Source organism: Pseudomonas sp. GM48 (assembly GCF_000282335.1).
In the GTDB taxonomy this organism is placed as follows: Bacteria; Pseudomonadota; Gammaproteobacteria; order Pseudomonadales; family Pseudomonadaceae; genus Aquipseudomonas.
This window is the reverse complement of the sequence record NZ_AKJM01000029.1, coordinates 1-18,032: the sequence shown is the minus strand read 5'-3', so window position 1 is coordinate 18,032 and position 18,032 is coordinate 1. Positions and strand designations below refer to the sequence as shown.

The window sequence follows — 18,032 nt, the reverse complement described above, 5'->3', positions numbered from 1 at the left end:
TCCCTATGGCAGTTGGTGACAAGGAGCTTTTTACCCTCGAATCGACCCAATAAAAAAACGGCGACTGCTGGTACTGTCGCCGCGAAAGACCGGTGTTTGTGACCCCGGCCGGGCGTCGCACTGCGCGAGGAGTAGACGCAGTTCGGCGCTCTGTAGCAGCTGCCGAGCCTGCGAGGCTGCGTTCGGCTGCGAAGCAGTCGTAAAACCTTGCAACGCCGTCTCAAGGACGACGGTTGCGCCTTCAACGACGTGATCAACGATGTGCGTCGAGATCTGGTGCTGCGCTACCTGGACAACCCGAATTACTCGCTGAGCCGCATTGCCGACATGCTCGGCTACTCGATGGCGAGTTCGTTTACGCGGTGGATTATCAGTCAGTTCGGGATGCCGCCGGCGACTTGGCGGGCGCAGAAGCAGGGGGCTGCGAAAGTGCAGGTGGATGCTGCGGGGCAGGTTGTTCCGAAAGAAACCTGATTCGGTCGGACTATTGTGGAAGCTCGAAAACGCTATCAGTCAGGTGCCGGGCTGCCAGCCAGGGTGTTTTTGTTTTATATGATTTGTCATATGGACTTGGGCACTTACCATAGCGGGACAGTCTTCAACTGGACATGACCTCTTTGGTCCGTGGGTCCGGAAGTGATTATCCTTGGTGTCTTTACGTCTAAATGCTTTGCCACATCCAGGCTGCTCACAGCGGTAGGGCTTTGCGCCGGTATGGATTCGCATGTGGTTCGTAAGATGTTGCTTTCGCGAAAACGCTTGGCCGCATCCCGAATACTCACAGCGGTAGGGCTTTGCGCCGGTATGGGTTCGCATGTGGGTCGTAAGATGTGGCTTTTGCGAAAACGCTTTGCCGCACTCCAGATGCTCACAGCGGTAGGGCTTTTCGCCGGTATGGGTTCGCATGTGGTCCGCAAAGTTTGACTTGCGCGAAAACGCTTTGCCGCACTCCAGATGCTCACAGCGGTAGGGCTTTTCACCGGTATGGGTACGAAGATGTCTGTTTACATCAAATCGTCTCGTAAATGCTTTACCGCAGGTAGGGCAGGTATGAGCTTTCAAAGCTCCCGACACGGGAGGAGACACTTCTCCACCCAACGCACGGCCAAAATTCAACTCAGCCTGCGTCGGCGGCGCGTCAAATAATCCACTGGTGCTCCATGCCGAAGCCTGTGAATTGAAATCGCCTTCGTTGATGTCGACTGGAGTCAAATGTGTAGCTCCGTCCATCCCCAGCGTTTCAAGCAAACTATCAGGCAACGACGCCTGTGAGTCGTCACCAAACATCGACCCCACCCGCCCATCCCGATCCACCCGCCCCACCGGCGAATTCCCCACAAATCCATACAGATTCAACCCGTCCACCGCCCCCGCCGGGTCGGGGTTGATCCAGCGACTCAACCACGGCGCGAAGTAGCGATACCCGTAGTAATACAACCCGGTCGCATCGCGTTCCTTGCCCGAGTAACGAATAGTTTTCCAGGCGCCGCTCTGGTCGCTGTGGTCCTCCCACGCCGTGCCGCCAAACGGGTAATACGCTTCGCGGCTCTGTACATTGCCCTGTCCATCAAGTTCCACCGCACTTGAACCAAGATGATCGGTCAGGTGGTAGCGCAACGCGTGCTCGGGCGCATTCGCCCCTTGCCGCCATTTCACTCGGTTGCGTCCGGCTTCGAGGTCGAGCACTTGATGGGAGGGGATGCCGTTGCGCAGATGAATCTCCAGCCCCGGCAGGTAACGCACTTCGGCGGTCAGGGTCCGAGCGTCGGTCAGGGTGGTGCGGACTTTGCGCAGGCGTTTACCTCCGCCGCCGTAGAGATAGCATTCGGTGTCATCGGCTTCATTCTCCCGTGGTACCGGCGAAACGCTGGCGAGTTGGTTGCGCAAATCCCAGGTCATGGCTTGGCCACGCTGCAGACAGCGCAGGTTGCCATTGCTGTCGAAGCGGCTGTCGAAATCCGGTGGCTGATCATCCTCAAGCAGGCTGCGATTGCTGTTCGGGTCGACGGCCCAGCGCCGGGTGAAGGGCTGCGCGCCGAAGTGCCGCAACTCAGTCATGTTGCCGGCCGGGTCGTAGTCGTATTCTTCGCGGTAGTTCACCACGGCGTTGGCGTCGTTCGAGGTGCGGTAATGGGGCATCGGGTAAGAAGCGGCTTGCTCGGCTTTCCAGCCGGTGGCGCTGATCAACTGGCCGAGGCTGTCATAGCCGAAGGTGCGTCGTGCCTCGACACGTTGATTTTTATGGAAACGCACGGGCAGCGCACGGTCGTCGATCTCAAGGATATTGCCAACCGCGTCGACTGCATAACGCAGATCCTGCAAGGGTGATTCGCCGGGTAATGCGGTGGCCAACCGCAGCAAGCGGCCGTCGCTGGGGGCGTATTCGGCTTCGGTGACCACGCCGTTGCCGGCGGTTTCCCGTTCGACCTGGTTGCTCGGGTTGTAGCGAATATCGTGGACCAGGCACTGTCCGGGGGCCGGGTTGTTCGCCGGTTGCAGCCAGCCCTCCTTGAGCTGTCCGGCCACGCTGTAACCGAATCGCCGACGGTGGTCGCCGGCATCGACAAGGCTCAACAAATCCCCCGCCGGACTGTAAGACCAGCGGCTCTCCAGCCCCGCCCCGGATTCAAGTAATGCATCACGTCCCGACTCGTCCAGCGGCCAATCGGGTGTGTCCAACTCCGTGAGAAAGTGGCTGATTTCACTTTGCGCCAGCCCCATCAAATCGTACTCGGGCATATGACGGGTGCCGGCTGGATCGTCGTGGCGAATCAGTCGACCACATTGATTGCCGACCTCGATATCGGCGGCGCCGTATTTGAAGCGCTCAACTACCCGCCCCGCCTTACCACGTGCCTGCTCCATCACCGCCGTCGGGCGTAGCGAGGTGTCGTATTCAAAGTCCTGCCGCGAGCCTCGGCTGTCCCACTGGCTCAGGGTTTCACCGGCCTGCCCCAGCAGTAACACCCGCCAACCGGCATCGACGCTATCCGTCGCCAGCACAGTCCCTGTCAGGCTGAAACTGTGCCCCATCGCCGGAACCGGCAACCGTGCATCCCACTGCTCAGTCCCACGCCCCGCCGCATCGAATACCTGCCGCGTGACCCGCGCCTGCGGCGCTTGCCCGGCCTGTGAGCGCCAGTAGCCCACGCCGCGCAAAGCGAGCCCTCTCGGATCCATGACCGCGAGGGTGGGCGTGGCGTGATGCACAGAGGGATTGTTCATGGGCTCTGGATAGCATTCGTTGTCGGGCAACGTCTACTGTCAGAAATTACAGGTGGGTGGAAAAATCCCTTTGATTTCCTGCCATAAAAAAACGGCAACTGCTGGTACAGTCGCCGCGAAAGACCGGTGTTTGTGACCCCGGCCGGGCGCCGCACTGCGCGAGGAGTAGACGCAGTTCGGCGCTCTGTAGCAGGCTGCCGAGCCTGCGAGGCTGCGTTCGGCTGCGAAGCAGACGTAAAACCATGCAACGCGGTGTGTCAGTCAACCCGCGTATACCGGATTTGCGAGGACTTCGTCCTCGAACGCAGGCTTCGCCAGCTGCTACAAAAGAGGCTTCGCGAACAGTCTCTCTTGGCGGGACCTAGAGGCCCCAGTGCAGCAACAACAGCACCAGCACGACCAGGAACACCGTCTCCCCCACCATCAGCAGGATCGGCTTGATCCCGACCGCCGCCAGCTCGCGCAAGCGGGTCTTCATGCCCAGGGCGCTGATGGAAATCACCAGGCACCAGCGCGACAGTTCGTTGACCGATCCTTGCACGGCAGGTGCCACCCATCCGGTGCTGTTGATGCAGGCCAGAATCAGAAAACCGACGGCGAACCACGGCAACAATGGCGGGCGTTTACCCGTCGGGTCGGCGCCTTGCATGCGGGTGATCATCGCGGCGGTGACGATCACCGGCAGCAGCATGGCAACGCGCATCAGTTTGACCACCGTGGCAGTGTCGCCGGTCTCGGTCGACATGCTGTAGCCGGCGCCGACCACCTGGGCCACGTCGTGGATCGTGGCGCCGAGGAACACGCCCGCCACCTGCGGCGACAACTGCAGCCAGTTGGCGATCATCGGGTAGACGATCATCGCCATCGTGGACAGCGCCGAGACGCCGATCACCGTGAACAGTGTGGCGCGCTCTTTCTGCGGATGGTTCGGCAGCGCCGCTGCCAATGCCAGGGCCGCCGAGGCGCCGCAGATGGCCGTCGCGCCACCGGTGAGCATGCCGAACAGGCGCTGGAAACCCAGGGCCTTGGCCGCGACCACCGACACACTGATGGTCACCACCACCAGAATCACCACCAGCGCAATCGGCTTCCAGCCCAGCGCCGCCATTTGCTCCAGGGTGATGCGCATGCCCAGCAGCGCCACGCCAATGCGCAACACCGTGCGGGCGGTGAACTCGATGCCGGCCTTGCACGGACCGTCATCGGCGAGAAAATTCAGGGCCATGCCCAGCAGCAAGGCAAACAGCATGACCGGCGCACCGTAGTGCTCGGACAAGAACGACGCGGCGGCCGCCACGATCAGGCTGACGATAAACCCCGGTGCCAGTTCGCGCGTGCGACTGTGGATACGGGTGAGAGCAATGACGCTCATGGCGCGGACTCCTCGGAAGCGATGACGATAAACGCCTGGTCGTCGATGATCTCGACCGGGTAGTTGGTGACTTTGACCAAGGTGGAATTGAGCATGTAGCCACTGCGCAGATCGAAGCGCAGGCCATGGGCGCAGCATTGAATCACCCGCCCCTCAAGACGCCCGCCACACAGCGAGGCGCCCTGATGTGGGCAACTGTCATCGATGGCAAACAGCTGCCCGTCGACGTTGAACAACGCCAGGCTTTTGTCTTCGAATTCGAACAGCGCCCGACCACCGGCCTGCGGGTGTTTGCCGGCAGGCACGGGAATGCGCCGGATCATGCTGACTGCCGCTCGCGATCACTTTCCTTAAGGGCTTCGTTCATCGCCCCAAGCAGCGCCTGAGCAGGTTGCGCACCAATCACCGTCATGCGGCGGTCGAACTGAAAGCTCGGCACGCCACTGGTCGCGCCGGGGGATCCTTCAAATGGCGTGGCGTCGCCCTTCAGGCAATCGAGCACCCCGTCCTTATTGACGCCGCAGGAGCGGGCAATGGCGAGCAAAGTCTCGCGGCAACCCAGGTTTTCACGTCTGTGGAAATAGGCGGCGAACAGTCGTTCGAGCAACATTTCACGCTGACTTGAATTGCCCAGTCCGTTGACACGCTCGAACAAACGATGAGCGTCTGCGGTGTTGGGCATCGTCTCGATGCGGCTGAGGTCGATGGCCAGTCCAACCGCCCCGGCAGCCTGCTGTACCTGGGCCTGGCGCATGGTCATGGCGTCCGCATTGCCCAGGCGTTTGCGATAGAACTCGGCGAAGGGCTCACCCTCTACCGGAATCTGAGGCAACAACTGCACGCCATGCCACACCGTGGTGATCTGCACATCCGGGTGGCGACTGCGAAACTGTACCTGCGCATGCTCCAGTTGGCGTTTGCCGATCAGGCACCAGGGGCAGATAAAATCGAAAAACACATCAATACGTAAACGACGACTCACAACTTCACCTCTAAACCCGCTTCACCGACAGGGTCAGGCACGCTCTGACCCTGAAGCCGGGCAATATCTTTGTGGTAATGACACTTGGCATAAAAGAACACCGCCGCCGCCGCGAGGCTGACCAGTGGCACCAGTTGAAACGCGGCATGCAGACCGATGAGGTCGGACACCCGGCCAGTGATGAACGGCCCCGGCGCCAGCCCCAGCATGTTGTTGGCCAGGGTCAGCGTGGCGAACGCCGTACCGTGCACCGAGTAATGGGTCAGGTTGGCAACCATCGCGCCGGCAGGTCCCGTGGTACCGGTGGCAATCAGCATGCCCAGGCAGATCAGCAGCAATTGCACTGGCCCTGCCTGCAAGGCAAACGCCGCCGACAACAGCAAACAACTGCCCAGGCAAAAACCAATGGCCAGGCTGACCTTGCGCTCCGGCGAGTTGCGACACAGGCGATCGCTGAGCATGCCGCACAGGATCATGCCCGCACCGCTGCACAACACGATGATCGCCGCCATGCCGCCGGCCTTGTCGGTGGGCATGTCGTAGTAGCGGTTGAGATAGCTGGGAATCCACACCATCACCGTACCGCCGACGAACAACTGCAAGCCGCTGGCGATGTAGGTCGACACCACCGAACGGCTGGACCACAGCGTGCGCAGCGGACGCTTGACCGCGGCAGCCGTCTTGTTCGCAATCTGCGCGGCACGCTGTGGCGCAATACGCGCTTCCTTGACGATGAGCGGATAAAGCATCGCCAGCACCAGGCCAAACAACGACATGCCGGCGAACGACCAGCGCCAGCCGAGCTTGGCCGCGATGGCTCCGCCCAGCGCCATGCCCAACACCGAACCGAACATCCCGCCCGCCATGAAGGCACTGGCCAGGGTGGCGCGCATGTGTTTGGGGAACACCGAAATCACCACCGCGATGCCCACGCTGCCGTAGGCGGCTTCGCCGACACCGACCATGAACCGCGCGATGAACATCTGCTGGTAGTCCTGCGCCAACGCGCAACCCAGGGTCGCCACGCTCCACAGGAACGCCATCAGCGCCAGGCTCTTGACCCGGCCGAAACGGTCGGCCATCAACGACAGCGGGAACGTCAGCAGCCCCACCATCAGCGCCACAATGCCGCTGAGCAGACCCAGCTGTCCGTCGCTCAACGCCCACTCAGTCTTGAGCAGGGGGAACACCGCGTTCAGTACCTGACGCGACATGTAATCGGAAATCAACAGGCCGAACGTCAGTGCAAAGACGATCCAGGCATATTGGCGCGCAACGCCGACGCTACCTGCGTCGTCATCGTCGGCGGCGATTGGGTGAAAGGCCATGCAGCCTCCTCAAAGCTTTTATTTATTTTTGTTATCAAGCGTGTAACGGTCAGGCGGACGAGAGGTCACGGCCTCTCGTCCCGACCCTCGGTCAACCGCGTTGCGGTACACCTTTTTGCCCAGCCTTGCGGTTGGGGGCCATGCCGTTGGCCAACAGGGTTTCTTCGATGGTTTCGTACTGCACGCCGATGCGGTAGATCTCGCGGGCTTCTTTGCCGCTGGCGATTTCGCGGCCCAGTTCGTGGGCGATGCGCACGGTTTGCCGGATCTGCGCCACTGAGCCGAAACGATCGCCCTTGTGATCAATGATAGTGTCTTCATTGCCCACGCGCGGGTGCATGCCCATGGCCATCGCCATGGTGTTGAACGGCATGACGTTCTTGAGCAGCGATTCGGAGGTCAGGGTGCAACCGTCCGGCGCGCGGTGGATGAAGTTGAAGAAGTTGAACGGGTTCGGGCCGTCGAAGCCACCGCCGATGCCGATCCAGGTCAGGTTCAGCGGGCCCTTGTAGATACCCCTGCGCACCAGGCGCTCGAGGGTTTCCATGGCGTGCATGCCGGTCAACTGGAAGTGCGGCTGAATGCCGTTTTCCGTCAGGCGCTTGAGGTGCTCGGCAACCCAGGCAGGGCCGGCCGGTACGGTCATTTCGCTGTAGGCGGCCTGGAACATCGGGTTGGCCAGTGAGGTGCCTTCCAGGTATTCCGGATACAGCAGCTCCATGATATTCATCTGGGTGGTGTTGATGGCCACGGTGACCTGATCCGGCTTCGGCGTCAGCTCGGCCAGCATGTGGCGGGTGTCGTCGGACAGCCACTTGGCCGCTTCACCATCGCTTTCCGGGGCGAAGGAAATCGAGCCGCCGACCTGGATGATCATGTCCGGCACGGCTTCACGCACACCGGCGATCAGCTCGTTGAACTTCGACAGACGCTTGGAACCCTTGCCGTCCAGTTCACGCACGTGCAGATGCAGTACGGTGGCGCCGGCTTCATAACATTCGACCGCTTTCTGGACTTGCTCGTCCATAGTCAGCGGGATGTCTTCCGGGAAGTCTTCGGGCATCCATTCCGGGCCGTACGGGGCCACGGTGATGACTACCTTTTCCATGTTTTCGGGGTGCAGGGAATCGTCGAAGAATTGCATGGTTACTCCAGTTCTTACAGTTCTTATGATTGTTCCGTCCACCCGGGGTCGTGCCGGGCAGACGTGTTTACGAGAGCGGATGCAGGTGGCGTTCGATCAGAACGTCTTGTCGCCGATGATCCCGGCGCGTTCCATCTTGCGATGGCACGGCGGGTAATCCATGACGGCGTAGTGCTGGGTACTGCGGTTGTCCCAGATGGCGATGCTGTTCGGCTTCCAGCGCCAGCGCACCTGATACTCGGGGATGTATGCCTGGCTGATCAGGTAGCGCAGCAACTCGCTGGCGCCGGGGTTGGCGTCCTGGCCGAAGCGCACCCGCTCAGGGGTGTGGTAGTTGCTGAAATGGGTGGTGAAGGCGTTGACGAACAACACTTTCTCGCCGGTTTCCGGATGGGTGCGCACCACCGGATGTTCGGAATCCGGATACATCGCCTTCAGCGCCAGACGCTTTTCGATCGGCATGGCGGCGCCGAAGCTCGCTTCGATGCTGTGGCGGGCGCGCAGGTCAGCGATTTTCGCTTTCACGTCGTCCGGCAAATTCGCGTAAGCCTCGACCATGTTGGCCCACATGGTGTCGCCGCCGACTGGCGGGCATTCCACGCAGCGCAATACGCAGCCCATCGGCGGTGCTTCGCGCCAGGTGGCGTCGGTGTGCCAGGCGTTTTCATAGCGGTCCATCGGCTGGTCAGGATTCTTGTAGATCCGCACCAGCCCCGGATGATCCGGATCACTGCCGGCCACCGGATGATCCTCCAGCTCGCCAAAGCGTCGGGCGAAGGCCACGTGCTCGGCGCGGGTGATGTCCTGATCGCGCAGGAACACCACGCGGTGCTTGAGCAACTGGGCACGAATCTCGGCAAACAGACCGTCGTCATGCACCGCATCGGCAAGATTGACGCCGATCAGTTCGGCGCCGATGTTGCAGGTCAATTGTTCGACTTTCATGGCTGGCCGCTCCTTAAATAACGAAAATCGACGAGCCCGTGGTCTTGCGTGATTCAAGGTCGCGATGGGCCTGCACCGCATCCTGCAAGGCGTAGTGCTGGTTGATCTCGATCTTGATCCGGCCGCTGCCGACGTGGTCGAACAGCTCACCGGCCAGGGCGGCTTTTTCCGCAGGGTCGCTGATGTAGTTGGCCAGGGCCGGACGGGTCAGGAACAGCGAACCTTTCATCGCCAGCAGCACCGGGTCGAACGCCGGGATCGGCCCCGACGCGGTACCCACACAGACCATCAGGCCACGGGGTTTCAACGAATCCAGCGACCCCATGAAGGTGTTCTTGCCAACGCTGTCGAACACCACGTTGACGCCGACACCGTCGGTCAGCTCGCGAACCCGCGCAGCAACGTCTTCATGGCTGTAATTGATCGTATGGTCGCAACCGTGAGCGCGAGCGATTTCCGCCTTTTGCTCGGTCGAAACCGTGCCGATCACGTTCAGGCCCAGCAACTTGGCCCACTGCGAAACGATCAGGCCGACACCGCCGGCAGCGGCGTGCAGCAGGATGCTGTCGCCGGCCTTGAAGTCGTAGATGCGGCGCATCAGGTACGAAGACGTCAAACCGCGCATGGTCATCGCGGCAGCGGTCTCGAAGCTGATGGTTTCCGGCAGCTTGATCAGCGGCGCGGCCGGGATCAGGCGTTCGGTGCTGTAGGCGCCGAGGGTGTTGAGAAAACCGGTGTAGGTGACGCGATCACCAACCTCGACGTTGGTGACCCCTTCACCAACGGCCTGGACTACGCCAGAGGCCTCGACGCCCATGCCGTTGGGCATGGGAATCGGATAGGTACCGTTACGGAAATAGGTGTCGGCGTAGTTCAAACCAACCGCCACATGACGAAGCCGAACCTGGCCTGGACCGGGTTCGCCGACTTCGACGTCCTCGTAACGTAGAACTTCGGGACCACCGGTTTCGTAGAAGCGTACGGCTTTGGCCATTTTTCTTATTCTCCAATCTGCAATATGGGCGTGTTGCATCGAATTGCGCTGATTGGACTGTAGGACGAGGCCTGTTGAGACGCTTCTCATCAGACGACAATGGCTTTTCATTTGATGACAGACGCGGGCGGCCGGAGTTTGCGGGTTGCTGAATCCGGGCCTTTCACTCGAAACGCCGACACATGGCGCGGCAGACTCACTCTAGCCTGTCCATTCGCCACCTGCGCTATCATCGCCCGCCTCGATCCCCCAAGAGTCTTGAATCCGGATGTCCGAAACGCTGCCACTGTCCGACGATCACCAAGCCCTGCCGCCGGTCCTGGCTGGCCCGCTGTTGCGGCGCCTCGAGCCCACGCGGCTGGCGCTGTGGCTGGTGGGTTCCCGGGCACTGGCGCTGACCTTGCGCTTGCAGGGCGTCGGCGATATTTGTCTCGATGCCGGGCAATGCACGGTGATCGCGGTGGGGGCTCGTGCCTTTGTGCACTTGATCGATGTGCAACTCGATTGCGCCCTGCCCCGGGATGAGTCGATCGACTATGACCTGCTGATCGATGGCGCAGAACAAGGCATCGCCGACTGGGCGCCACACCTGCTGTACGGCGATGCCCGTTGCCCGAACTTCGTCTTGCGAGCGCGGGTCGATCAATTGCTGCACGGCTCCTGCCGCAAACCTCATCATCCGGCCGTTGACGGATTGCTCTGCGTCGACCAGTTGCTGGCGCAAAAACACGCCGCCAAGGACCGCCCGGCGCTACTGATGATGACCGGCGACCAGGTCTACGCCGACGATGTCGCGGGGCCGATGTTGCGGGCAATTCACGCCTTGATCGAGCGCCTGGGCCTGTTCGGGGAGCACCTCGACGGTGCCGTGGTCAGCGATAGCGCCAGGCTCTACGAGCATCCGGCCAGCTACTACCACCGTGCGGATCTGCTGCCGGCGCTACAAAGCAATGAAACCCTGCGCGAACGTTTTTTCGGTGGCGCGCGCAAGCCGATTTTCACCAGCAGCAGTGCCGACAATCACCTGGTGACCTTCGCCGAAGTCATGGCCATGTATTTGCTGGTCTGGTCGCCAACGCCCTGGACCCTCATCGACCCACAGGCACCGGCGCTGACGCCGCAAAGACTTGAACGCTACGCCCTTGAGCAGATGCGCATCGATGCCTTCAAGGCAGGCCTTGGCAACGTCGCGCGAGCAATGGCCCATCTGCCGACGCTGATGATTTTCGACGACCACGACATCACCGATGACTGGAACCTATCCGCGCAATGGGAGGAAACGGCCTACGGCCATCCGTTCTCCCGGCGCATCATCGGCAACGCGCTGCTGGCGTACATGCTGTGCCAGGGCTGGGGCAACAACCCGGATGCGTTCGCTGCCCTGCTGCACAAGGCCGGTGCGTTGAGCGCCAGCACGCAGGACCGGCACCTCGACAGCACGGTTCAGGACGATCTGATCGATGACCTGCTGAAATTCCAGCACTGGCATTACGTGCTGCCGACCACACCGGCCATGGTGGTGATCGACACCCGCACCCGGCGCTGGCGCAGCGAGATGAACCTCAAGCAACCTTCCGGTTTGCTCGACTGGGAAGCCCTCAGCGAACTGCAACAGGAACTGCTGGACCACCCGAGCGCGATCATCGTTTCACCGGCGCCGATCTTCGGCGTCAAACTGATTGAAACCGTGCAGCGGGTATTCAGCTGGTGCGGTTATCCACTGCTGGTGGACGCGGAAAACTGGATGGCCCATCGCGGCGCGGCCCAGGTGATCCTGAACATTTTCCGCCACTCGCGCACGCCGGGTAACTACGTGGTGCTGTCGGGCGATGTGCACTATTCCTTCGTCTACGAAGTGCTGATCCGCCACCGCAAGGCCGGGCCGCGCATCTGGCAGATCACCAGCAGCGGCATCAAGAACGAATTCCCGGCCACCCTGCTCGAATGGTTCGACCGCCTCAACCGCTGGCTGTACTCGCCACGCTCGCCGCTGAACTGGCTGACCAAACGTCGACGCATGCGCATCGTGCCGCATGTTCCTGAACACGCCGAAGCTGGTGAGCGGCTATGGAACTCGGCGGGGATCGGCCAGGTGTTCTTTAATGAAAAAGGTCAGCCGCAGGACATTTTTCAGCACAACTCCAATGGCTCGCCGAAGACGCGGATGGTGGCGCCCGAAAGCGACGAGTGATCACAAAAAACTGTGGGAGCGAGCTTGCTCGCGATTGCAGTCTGTCGGTCACTTTAGTGGTGACTGGCACACCGTCATCGCGAGCAAGCTCGCTCCCACAATTGATCGGAGTCGCTCATGGACCTCACCCGAACCTTGATCATCGGCAACTCGGGCTCGGGCAAGAGCTGGCTGGCGCAGCGGCTGGCCGAGCAATTGCGTGTGCCCTGGACCGATCTCGACAGGATTCACTGGCTGTCCGACGAACACAGCATCGCCCGCCCCAGAAATGAAGCGTTGGGAATGGCGCGGATCGCGGCCGATGAAGAGCGCTGGGTGATCGAAGGGGGTTACGGCTGGATCGTCAGTGAAATCCTCCACCGCGCCACGGCGTTGATCTGGCTGTGTGTTGATGACGATGATTGCGTCGCCGACATTCGCTGTCGGGAAGCCAACGATGACGAACGATTGATTGCATTGCTGGAGTGGGCCGAAAGCTATCGAAAGCGTGATGACCCCAGTGGCTTTGCGGCCCATCGGCACCTGTTCGAAGGGTTTACCGGTTCAAAGATTCAGTTGATGGATCGAACTGAAATCACGGATTTTTTCAGTGCAATGCAAAGTACCGGTTAACCACAGTGTCTGATCCTTTCAAATCGGATCTGGACTACACCACTTGCGGAAACGTCTTTTGAAACGCCGACGGATACTGAACTCCTATCCAGATGCGGAGAAGACAATGCGATTTATCCGATGCTTGCTGAGTCGCTGCAGAATAAAAAAGAACACGCCGGTTGGCCTCGACGTGTCTGATGAAACTGCTTACCTACTACGGTCCAAAGCCAACGCTGAACGATTATTCCAGTCAATCGAGAACTTGCGAAATCGCCAGACTCACCCCTTCGACTATCATCTCCACCTCCCGCTCATCAATGGTCAGCGGTGGCAGCAGGCGAATGGTTTTGCCCCGTGTGACGTTGATCAGCAAACCGTGATCCCGGGCGGCGATCAGGCTCAGGTCGCGGATCGGTTGCTTGAGTTCGATGCCAACCATCAGGCCCTGACCGCGGATTTGTGAGACGTTTGGGTTGCCCGCCAATTCTGTGCGCAATCTTTCGAGCAGGCGCTCCCCCTGAAGCCGGGCGTTTTCCAGCAGCCCTTGTTCTTCGACGATATCCAGCACGGTGCATCCGACCCGGCAAGCCAGCGGATTACCGCCGAAGGTGCTGCCGTGGCTGCCCGGTGTAAAGAGTTCGGCGGCCTTGCCACGGGCCAGGCATGCGCCGATGGGCACGCCGTTGCCCAGGCCTTTGGCCAGGGTCATGACGTCCGGGACGATGCCTTCGTGCTGGAACGCAAACCATTGGCCGGTGCGGCCGATACCGGTCTGGATTTCATCGAGCATCAACAGCCATGAGCGCCGGTTGCACAGTTCGCGCACGGCCTTGAGATAGCCCGGTGGCGCCAGTTGCACGCCGCTTTCGCCCTGGATCGGCTCCATCAGAACCGCCACGATCCGCGAGCCATGGGCTTGTTGCACCTTGTCCAGCGCGTCGAGGTCGCCGAACGGCACTTTGACGAAATCCCCCGGCAGCTTGTTGAAACCCAGGCGCACCGCCGGGCCATCGCTGGCCGACAACGTGCCGAGGGTGCGACCGTGGAACGCGTTCTCCATGACCACCACCAGCGGCTGCTCGATGCCTTTGTGCCAGCCATGCAGCCGGGCGATTTTCAGTGCGGTTTCGTTGGCTTCGGCCCCGGAGTTGTTGAAAAACGCCCGGTCCATGCCCGCCAGGCGGGTCAGTTTCTGCGCCAGCCGTTGCTGCCAGTCGATGCTGTAGAGATTCGACGTGTGCAGCAGCAATCCGGCCTGCTCTGTAATGGCGGCAACGATTTTCGGGTGGGAGTGGCCGACGTTGGTCACCGCCACACCGGCGACCGCATCCAGGTATTCGCGACCGGCCTGATCCCACAGGCGAGTGCCCAGGCCCTTGTTGAAACTCAGGGCCAGGGGTTGGTAAGTGCTCATCAGGCAGGCGGCGGTCATGACATCAAGCTCCAGCAGGGGTCGGTGTTTTTGCAGTATGGTTGGCAACCTGAACTGGATAAACGCTGAAAACCTTCAATCATTTTAAAGCCGAGCTTGATAATGGATTTATTCCAGGCAATGACCGTTTACGTGAAAGTGGTGGAGACCGGCAGCATGACCGCCGCCGCTTTGCAGTGTGAAATGTCCACGACCATGGTCGGCAATCACCTCAAGGCCCTGGAGCAACGGCTGGGTGTGCGCCTGCTCAACCGCACGACCAGGCGCCAGCGGCTGACCGAGTTCGGTGCCGCGTATTACCAGCGTTGCCTGGAAGTGTTGGGGTTGGTGGCTGATTCCGAGCGACTGGCCGAACAGGCGCTCGACGAACCGAGCGGCATCTTGCGTATCACCGCGCCCTTGACCTTCGGCACCGAACGTCTGGCGCCGGCACTGAGTGAGTTCAGCCGGCAAAACCCGCGGGTGAAACTCGACGTAGTACTGACCAACCGGCGCCCGGATCTGCTGGAAAACGGTCTGGATGTGGCGTTTCGCCTCGGCGCACTGGAGCCCTCCAACCTGATCGCCCGCCCGCTGATCGACTACACCCTGACCATGTGCGCGTCACCGGAATATCTGGCCCGTCGGGGCACACCGCAGACACCGGAAGACCTGCGGCTCCACGATTGCCTGTCCTTTGCCTATCCGGCCGGCGATGACTGGCAATCGGTGCAAAAGGAATGGCGCCTGGCCGGGCCCGATGGCGAAGTCAGCGTGGGGGTCAGCGGGCCGATGCTGATCAACAGTTCGGCCGGACTGCATCAGGCAGCGCGAACCGGCATGGGCATCGTGATGATGCCCGACGCCCTAGTCGAGCAGGACCTCAAGGACGGAAAGCTGCTGGCCTTGATGCCCGATTACTGCCCGCCCAGTCGGCCGATGCACCTGGTCTATGCCCAGGATCGCCACCGTTTGCCGAAACTGCGGCGTTTCGTCGAATTCGCTGTACAGAGGTGGGGCAAGCACCCGTTGGCCGAATAGACCATGCACGAGTCAGTGGCAGGGTTATCCATCTCCCATTCACTCACATCCCCGACTTCACCAGCACCGGTTGTTCCTGATAACGATTCGGGTACAACTGCTTGAGCTGCGCCACCTTCGGCAAGTCATTGATCACGATGTACGGATAGGTCGGATGTTCGGTCAGGAAATTCTGATGTTCCTCCTCCGCCGGATAGAAACCGTTGAAAGTTTCCAGCTTGGTCACGATCGGTTTATCGAACGAATGCGCGGCGTCGAGCTGGGCGATGTAAGCCTGCGCGACCCGCTGCTGCTCAGCGCTTTTGGTGAAGATCGCCGAGCGATACTGGGTGCCGCTGTCCGGCCCCTGACGGTTGAGTTCGGTCGGGTTGTGCGCCACCGAAAAGTAGATTTGCAGCAAGGTGCCATAGCTGACTTGAGCTGGATCGAAGGTGACTTCGACCGATTCCGCATGGCCGGTATTGCCGCCGCTGACACGCTCGTAATGCGCGGTATTGGCCGCCCCGCCCGCGTAGCCGGAGACGGCATTCTTCACGCCTTTGACATGCTGGAACACACCTTGAACGCCCCAGAAACAGCCACCGGCGAACACCGCGGTTTCGCTGCGGGCCTGGGTGGTTTCGTCGAGGGTCGGCGGTGGAATGATCACCGCCTCTTCGGCACCACCGAACGAGAAGGCCGAGCATTGGCTGATGATGCCGGCAGCCGCCAGCCCCAGCAGGGTACGGCGCCAGCTAAAGAGGTTTTTCATGGGGCGAACTCCTGAATCGTTGAAAAGTTATCAGCCGAACGTGAAGGCGTAAGCCGACGCGCCCGGATCAAGAAACTCGATACTGAAGGTCCGGTCGCTTACACCGCCGTTTTGCCGCACCAGTTGGTACAAGCGCTGCTCGGTTACGGTGCCGCTGCCATCCGGGGCCACGTCCATGCCATGGGCATCGCCGGGGGCCTGGCCGTCGATCAACACCTTGAAGCGCACCGGTTTGCCATCGGCGCCAGGGCCGAGCACCAAATGCAAATCACGGGCGTGGAAGCGATAGACGATGCGGCTGGCCGGTGCGCTGGCGGTGGCCCGCTCCGGGCCGACATGCCACTGCCCGCCCAGGCTCCAGTCGTTGAGGGCCAGTTGCGCCGGCGGGTTGTAGGCCGCGACCTTGTCCGGCACCAACGCGGTTTCCGGCACGAAATGCTCCGCGCGCTGGTAGCCCACATAGGTTTCCGGCGACTGCACGGCGTTGTTGTCCGGGGCCATTTGCACGCCATCGGCCTTGGCATCGATCAGCCCGTCCGCAACTTTTGCAGCGCCTGCCTCACGCAGCAATTGCTGGATGACTCGCTCCGATTCGGCGTACTCGCCTTCACCGAAGTGGTGATAACGAATGCGTCCCTGGGCATCGGCAAAGTAATGCGCTGGCCAGTATTCGTTGTTGAAGGCGCGCCAGATCTTGAACTCGTTGTCGATGGCCACCGGGTAGTTGATGCCCAGGTCTTTCATGGCTTTGGTGACATTGTTGACGTCGCGCTCGAAGGCAAACTCGGGCGCATGCACGCCGATCACCACCAGGCCCTGATCGCGATACTTCTCGGCCCAGGCTTTGACGTAAGGCAGCGAACGCAGGCAGTTGATGCAGGAGTAGGTCCAGAAATCCACCAGCACAACCTTGCCTTTCAAGGCCTGGGCATCGAGGGGCGGCGAGTTGAGCCATTGCACGGCGCCGTCCAGCGAAGGCAGGTTGCCTTCGACCGGCAAGGTGCCCGAGGTTTTGTCAGCCACTTGCACCGCGCCCTCGGCGGCCGCGTTCTGCGCGATCATCGCCCCGCTGTTACGCGGCAATTTGCCGGACAGTTTCTCCACCAACGCTTGCTCGATTCCACCGGTAGATGCCGTGGAAAACCGGGCCAGAATCCCCGTATCCAACCCCAGGGCAATCGCCGCTACGCCGGCCAGCATTGCGCCGCCCAAGCCGCGACGAACCCATTCGCCGGCGCCAATCGAGCGCTTCATCGCCGTGAAAACCTTGCCCCCTAACAGCAATGCCAGCGCAAGGGAGGTAGCCGCCCCGGCCGCATAGGCCAGCAACAGTAACGTGGTCTGGATGCTCGCGCCCTGCAGCGCCGCACCGGTCAACAGCAAACCCAGGATCGGCCCGGCACAGGGCGCCCACAGTAATCCCGTGGCAACGCCGATCAGAAACGAAGCGCCAGGACGCGGCCGCGAATCGGCCCCCGCCACCTCGGACAGGCGACTGCCGGCCGCCACTAGCGGCCGGGTCAGGCGCTCGGCCAATTGCGGCAGCAATAGCGTCAGACCGAACAGCGTCACAAACGCCAGTGCCAGCCAGCGGCCGTACTGATTGAGCTGCACCACCCAGCCTCCGCCAACCGCCGCCAGCGTGGCGACCAGCGCGAAAGTCAGTGCCATCCCTGCCAGCAGCGGCAATCCGCTTTTGACGAACGGTTGCCCGGTGCGGGCGAAGACAAACGGCAACACCGGCAGAATGCACGGGCTGACAATCGTCAGCACACCACCGAGATAAGCGAGGACCAGCAGCCACATGGCGGTTACCTGCAAAAAATGAGTGGAAAGGAATCACACCGTCTTCGGCACGAATTTCATCGCCAGGCCGTTCATGCAGTAACGCAGGCCGGTGGGTTTCGGGCCGTCATCGAAGACATGGCCCAAATGCCCGCCGCAGCGCCGGCAGTGAACTTCCTCGCGGACCATGCCGAACGCACGGTCCTGACGGGTCGCCACGGCCTTGTCCAGCGGCGCCCAGAAACTCGGCCAGCCGGTACGGCTGGGGG

The 18,032-nt window shown here is 61.3% G+C and carries 16 protein-coding genes; 4 read left to right on the top strand and 12 right to left on the bottom strand.

Translation table 11 applies throughout. The features are described 5' to 3' along the window. Positions 1-159: 159 nt before the first annotated feature. The gene (locus PMI28_RS25105) at positions 160-474 is read left to right on the top strand and encodes a helix-turn-helix domain-containing protein (protein ID WP_274517531.1); all 315 of its coding nucleotides are present in this window, start codon (positions 160-162) and stop codon (positions 472-474) included. A 39-nt stretch (positions 475-513) separates the two neighbouring features. On the opposite strand, the gene PMI28_RS25110 is transcribed toward PMI28_RS25105, so the two are convergent. From PMI28_RS25110 to PMI28_RS25145, 8 genes are all read right to left on the bottom strand, one after another. Further along, a complete protein-coding gene (locus tag PMI28_RS25110) occupies positions 514-3,225 on the bottom strand; it encodes a C2H2-type zinc finger protein (RefSeq protein WP_007982572.1) in 2,712 nt (903 codons plus the stop codon). 361 nt (positions 3,226-3,586) lie between these two features. Beyond that, positions 3,587-4,597 carry a YeiH family protein gene (locus tag PMI28_RS25115; RefSeq protein ID WP_007982570.1) on the bottom strand — a complete coding sequence of 337 codons (1,011 nt, stop codon included), beginning with the start codon at positions 4,595-4,597 and terminating at the stop codon, positions 3,587-3,589. Next, positions 4,594-4,920 (bottom strand): Rieske (2Fe-2S) protein, encoded by a 327-nt coding sequence (locus tag PMI28_RS25120; protein WP_007982568.1) that lies wholly within the window; start codon positions 4,918-4,920, stop codon positions 4,594-4,596. Before PMI28_RS25120 ends, PMI28_RS25115 begins: the two co-directional genes overlap by 4 nt. Continuing rightward, positions 4,917-5,579, bottom strand: coding sequence for a DsbA family oxidoreductase (locus PMI28_RS25125; protein ID WP_007982565.1), 663 nt, complete (start codon positions 5,577-5,579; stop codon positions 4,917-4,919). The genes PMI28_RS25120 and PMI28_RS25125 overlap by 4 nt, the downstream gene beginning before the upstream one ends. Next, entirely contained in the window at positions 5,576-6,907 is a 1,332-nt protein-coding gene (locus PMI28_RS25130; RefSeq protein ID WP_007982562.1) for an MFS transporter, read from the bottom strand. The genes PMI28_RS25125 and PMI28_RS25130 overlap by 4 nt, the downstream gene beginning before the upstream one ends. A gap of 91 nt (positions 6,908-6,998) precedes the next feature. Beyond that, positions 6,999-8,051: a 3-keto-5-aminohexanoate cleavage protein gene (locus PMI28_RS25135; protein ID WP_007982560.1), complete on the bottom strand. Its 1,053-nt coding sequence runs from the start codon at positions 8,049-8,051 to the stop codon at positions 6,999-7,001. Between the two features lie 96 nt (positions 8,052-8,147). Next, positions 8,148-8,996 carry a TauD/TfdA dioxygenase family protein gene (locus PMI28_RS25140; protein ID WP_007982558.1) on the bottom strand — a complete coding sequence of 283 codons (849 nt, stop codon included), beginning with the start codon at positions 8,994-8,996 and terminating at the stop codon, positions 8,148-8,150. A 13-nt stretch (positions 8,997-9,009) separates the two neighbouring features. Then, entirely contained in the window at positions 9,010-9,990 is a 981-nt protein-coding gene (locus PMI28_RS25145; protein WP_007982556.1) for a quinone oxidoreductase family protein, read from the bottom strand. Positions 9,991-10,258: 268 nt separating this feature from the next. On the opposite strand from PMI28_RS25145, the gene PMI28_RS25150 reads away from it, so the two are divergent. Together PMI28_RS25150 and PMI28_RS25155 are read left to right on the top strand one after the other, a co-directional pair. Beyond that, positions 10,259-12,181 (top strand): alkaline phosphatase D family protein, encoded by a 1,923-nt coding sequence (locus PMI28_RS25150; RefSeq protein WP_007982554.1) that lies wholly within the window; start codon positions 10,259-10,261, stop codon positions 12,179-12,181. Positions 12,182-12,298: 117 nt separating this feature from the next. Continuing rightward, positions 12,299-12,793 carry an adenylate kinase gene (locus tag PMI28_RS25155; RefSeq protein WP_007982553.1) on the top strand — a complete coding sequence of 165 codons (495 nt, stop codon included), beginning with the start codon at positions 12,299-12,301 and terminating at the stop codon, positions 12,791-12,793. Between the two features lie 232 nt (positions 12,794-13,025). On the opposite strand, the gene PMI28_RS25160 is transcribed toward PMI28_RS25155, so the two are convergent. Continuing rightward, a complete protein-coding gene (locus PMI28_RS25160; protein WP_007982551.1) occupies positions 13,026-14,207 on the bottom strand; it encodes an aspartate aminotransferase family protein in 1,182 nt (393 codons plus the stop codon). Between the two features lie 102 nt (positions 14,208-14,309). Between PMI28_RS25160 and PMI28_RS25165 the strand changes: the two genes are divergently transcribed. Continuing rightward, positions 14,310-15,227, top strand: coding sequence for a LysR family transcriptional regulator (locus tag PMI28_RS25165; protein WP_007982549.1), 918 nt, complete (start codon positions 14,310-14,312; stop codon positions 15,225-15,227). Between the two features lie 43 nt (positions 15,228-15,270). Here PMI28_RS25165 and msrA read toward each other — a convergent pair whose 3' ends face one another. The 3 genes from msrA to msrB all read right to left on the bottom strand — a co-directional run. Further along, on the bottom strand, positions 15,271-15,978 hold the full coding sequence (msrA, locus tag PMI28_RS25170; RefSeq protein WP_007982548.1) for a peptide-methionine (S)-S-oxide reductase MsrA: 708 nt from the start codon (positions 15,976-15,978) through the stop codon (positions 15,271-15,273). A gap of 30 nt (positions 15,979-16,008) precedes the next feature. Next, on the bottom strand, positions 16,009-17,784 hold the full coding sequence (locus PMI28_RS25175; RefSeq protein ID WP_007982546.1) for a cytochrome c biogenesis protein DipZ: 1,776 nt from the start codon (positions 17,782-17,784) through the stop codon (positions 16,009-16,011). 33 nt (positions 17,785-17,817) lie between these two features. After that, positions 17,818-18,032 (bottom strand): peptide-methionine (R)-S-oxide reductase (gene msrB, locus PMI28_RS25180; RefSeq protein ID WP_007982544.1); only part of this gene is annotated, 215 nt, incomplete at its 5' end.

Bases quoted from the DNA above. Each gene is read 5' to 3' on its own strand.
- PMI28_RS25110 (WP_007982572.1), bottom strand. From the start codon at position 3,225: ATGAACAATCCCTCTGTGCATCACGCCACGCCCACCCTCGCGGTCATG.
- PMI28_RS25115 (WP_007982570.1), bottom strand. From the start codon at position 4,597: ATGAGCGTCATTGCTCTCACCCGTATCCACAGTCGCACGCGCGAACTG.
- PMI28_RS25120 (WP_007982568.1), bottom strand. From the start codon at position 4,920: ATGATCCGGCGCATTCCCGTGCCTGCCGGCAAACACCCGCAGGCCGGT.
- PMI28_RS25130 (WP_007982562.1), bottom strand. From the start codon at position 6,907: ATGGCCTTTCACCCAATCGCCGCCGACGATGACGACGCAGGTAGCGTC.
- PMI28_RS25135 (WP_007982560.1), bottom strand. From the start codon at position 8,051: ATGCAATTCTTCGACGATTCCCTGCACCCCGAAAACATGGAAAAGGTA.
- PMI28_RS25140 (WP_007982558.1), bottom strand. From the start codon at position 8,996: ATGAAAGTCGAACAATTGACCTGCAACATCGGCGCCGAACTGATCGGC.
- PMI28_RS25145 (WP_007982556.1), bottom strand. From the start codon at position 9,990: ATGGCCAAAGCCGTACGCTTCTACGAAACCGGTGGTCCCGAAGTTCTA.
- PMI28_RS25150 (WP_007982554.1), top strand. From the start codon at position 10,259: ATGTCCGAAACGCTGCCACTGTCCGACGATCACCAAGCCCTGCCGCCG.
- PMI28_RS25155 (WP_007982553.1), top strand. From the start codon at position 12,299: ATGGACCTCACCCGAACCTTGATCATCGGCAACTCGGGCTCGGGCAAG.
- PMI28_RS25160 (WP_007982551.1), bottom strand. From the start codon at position 14,207: ATGACCGCCGCCTGCCTGATGAGCACTTACCAACCCCTGGCCCTGAGT.
- PMI28_RS25165 (WP_007982549.1), top strand. From the start codon at position 14,310: ATGGATTTATTCCAGGCAATGACCGTTTACGTGAAAGTGGTGGAGACC.
- msrA (WP_007982548.1), bottom strand. From the start codon at position 15,978: ATGAAAAACCTCTTTAGCTGGCGCCGTACCCTGCTGGGGCTGGCGGCT.
- PMI28_RS25175 (WP_007982546.1), bottom strand. From the start codon at position 17,784: ATGTGGCTGCTGGTCCTCGCTTATCTCGGTGGTGTGCTGACGATTGTC.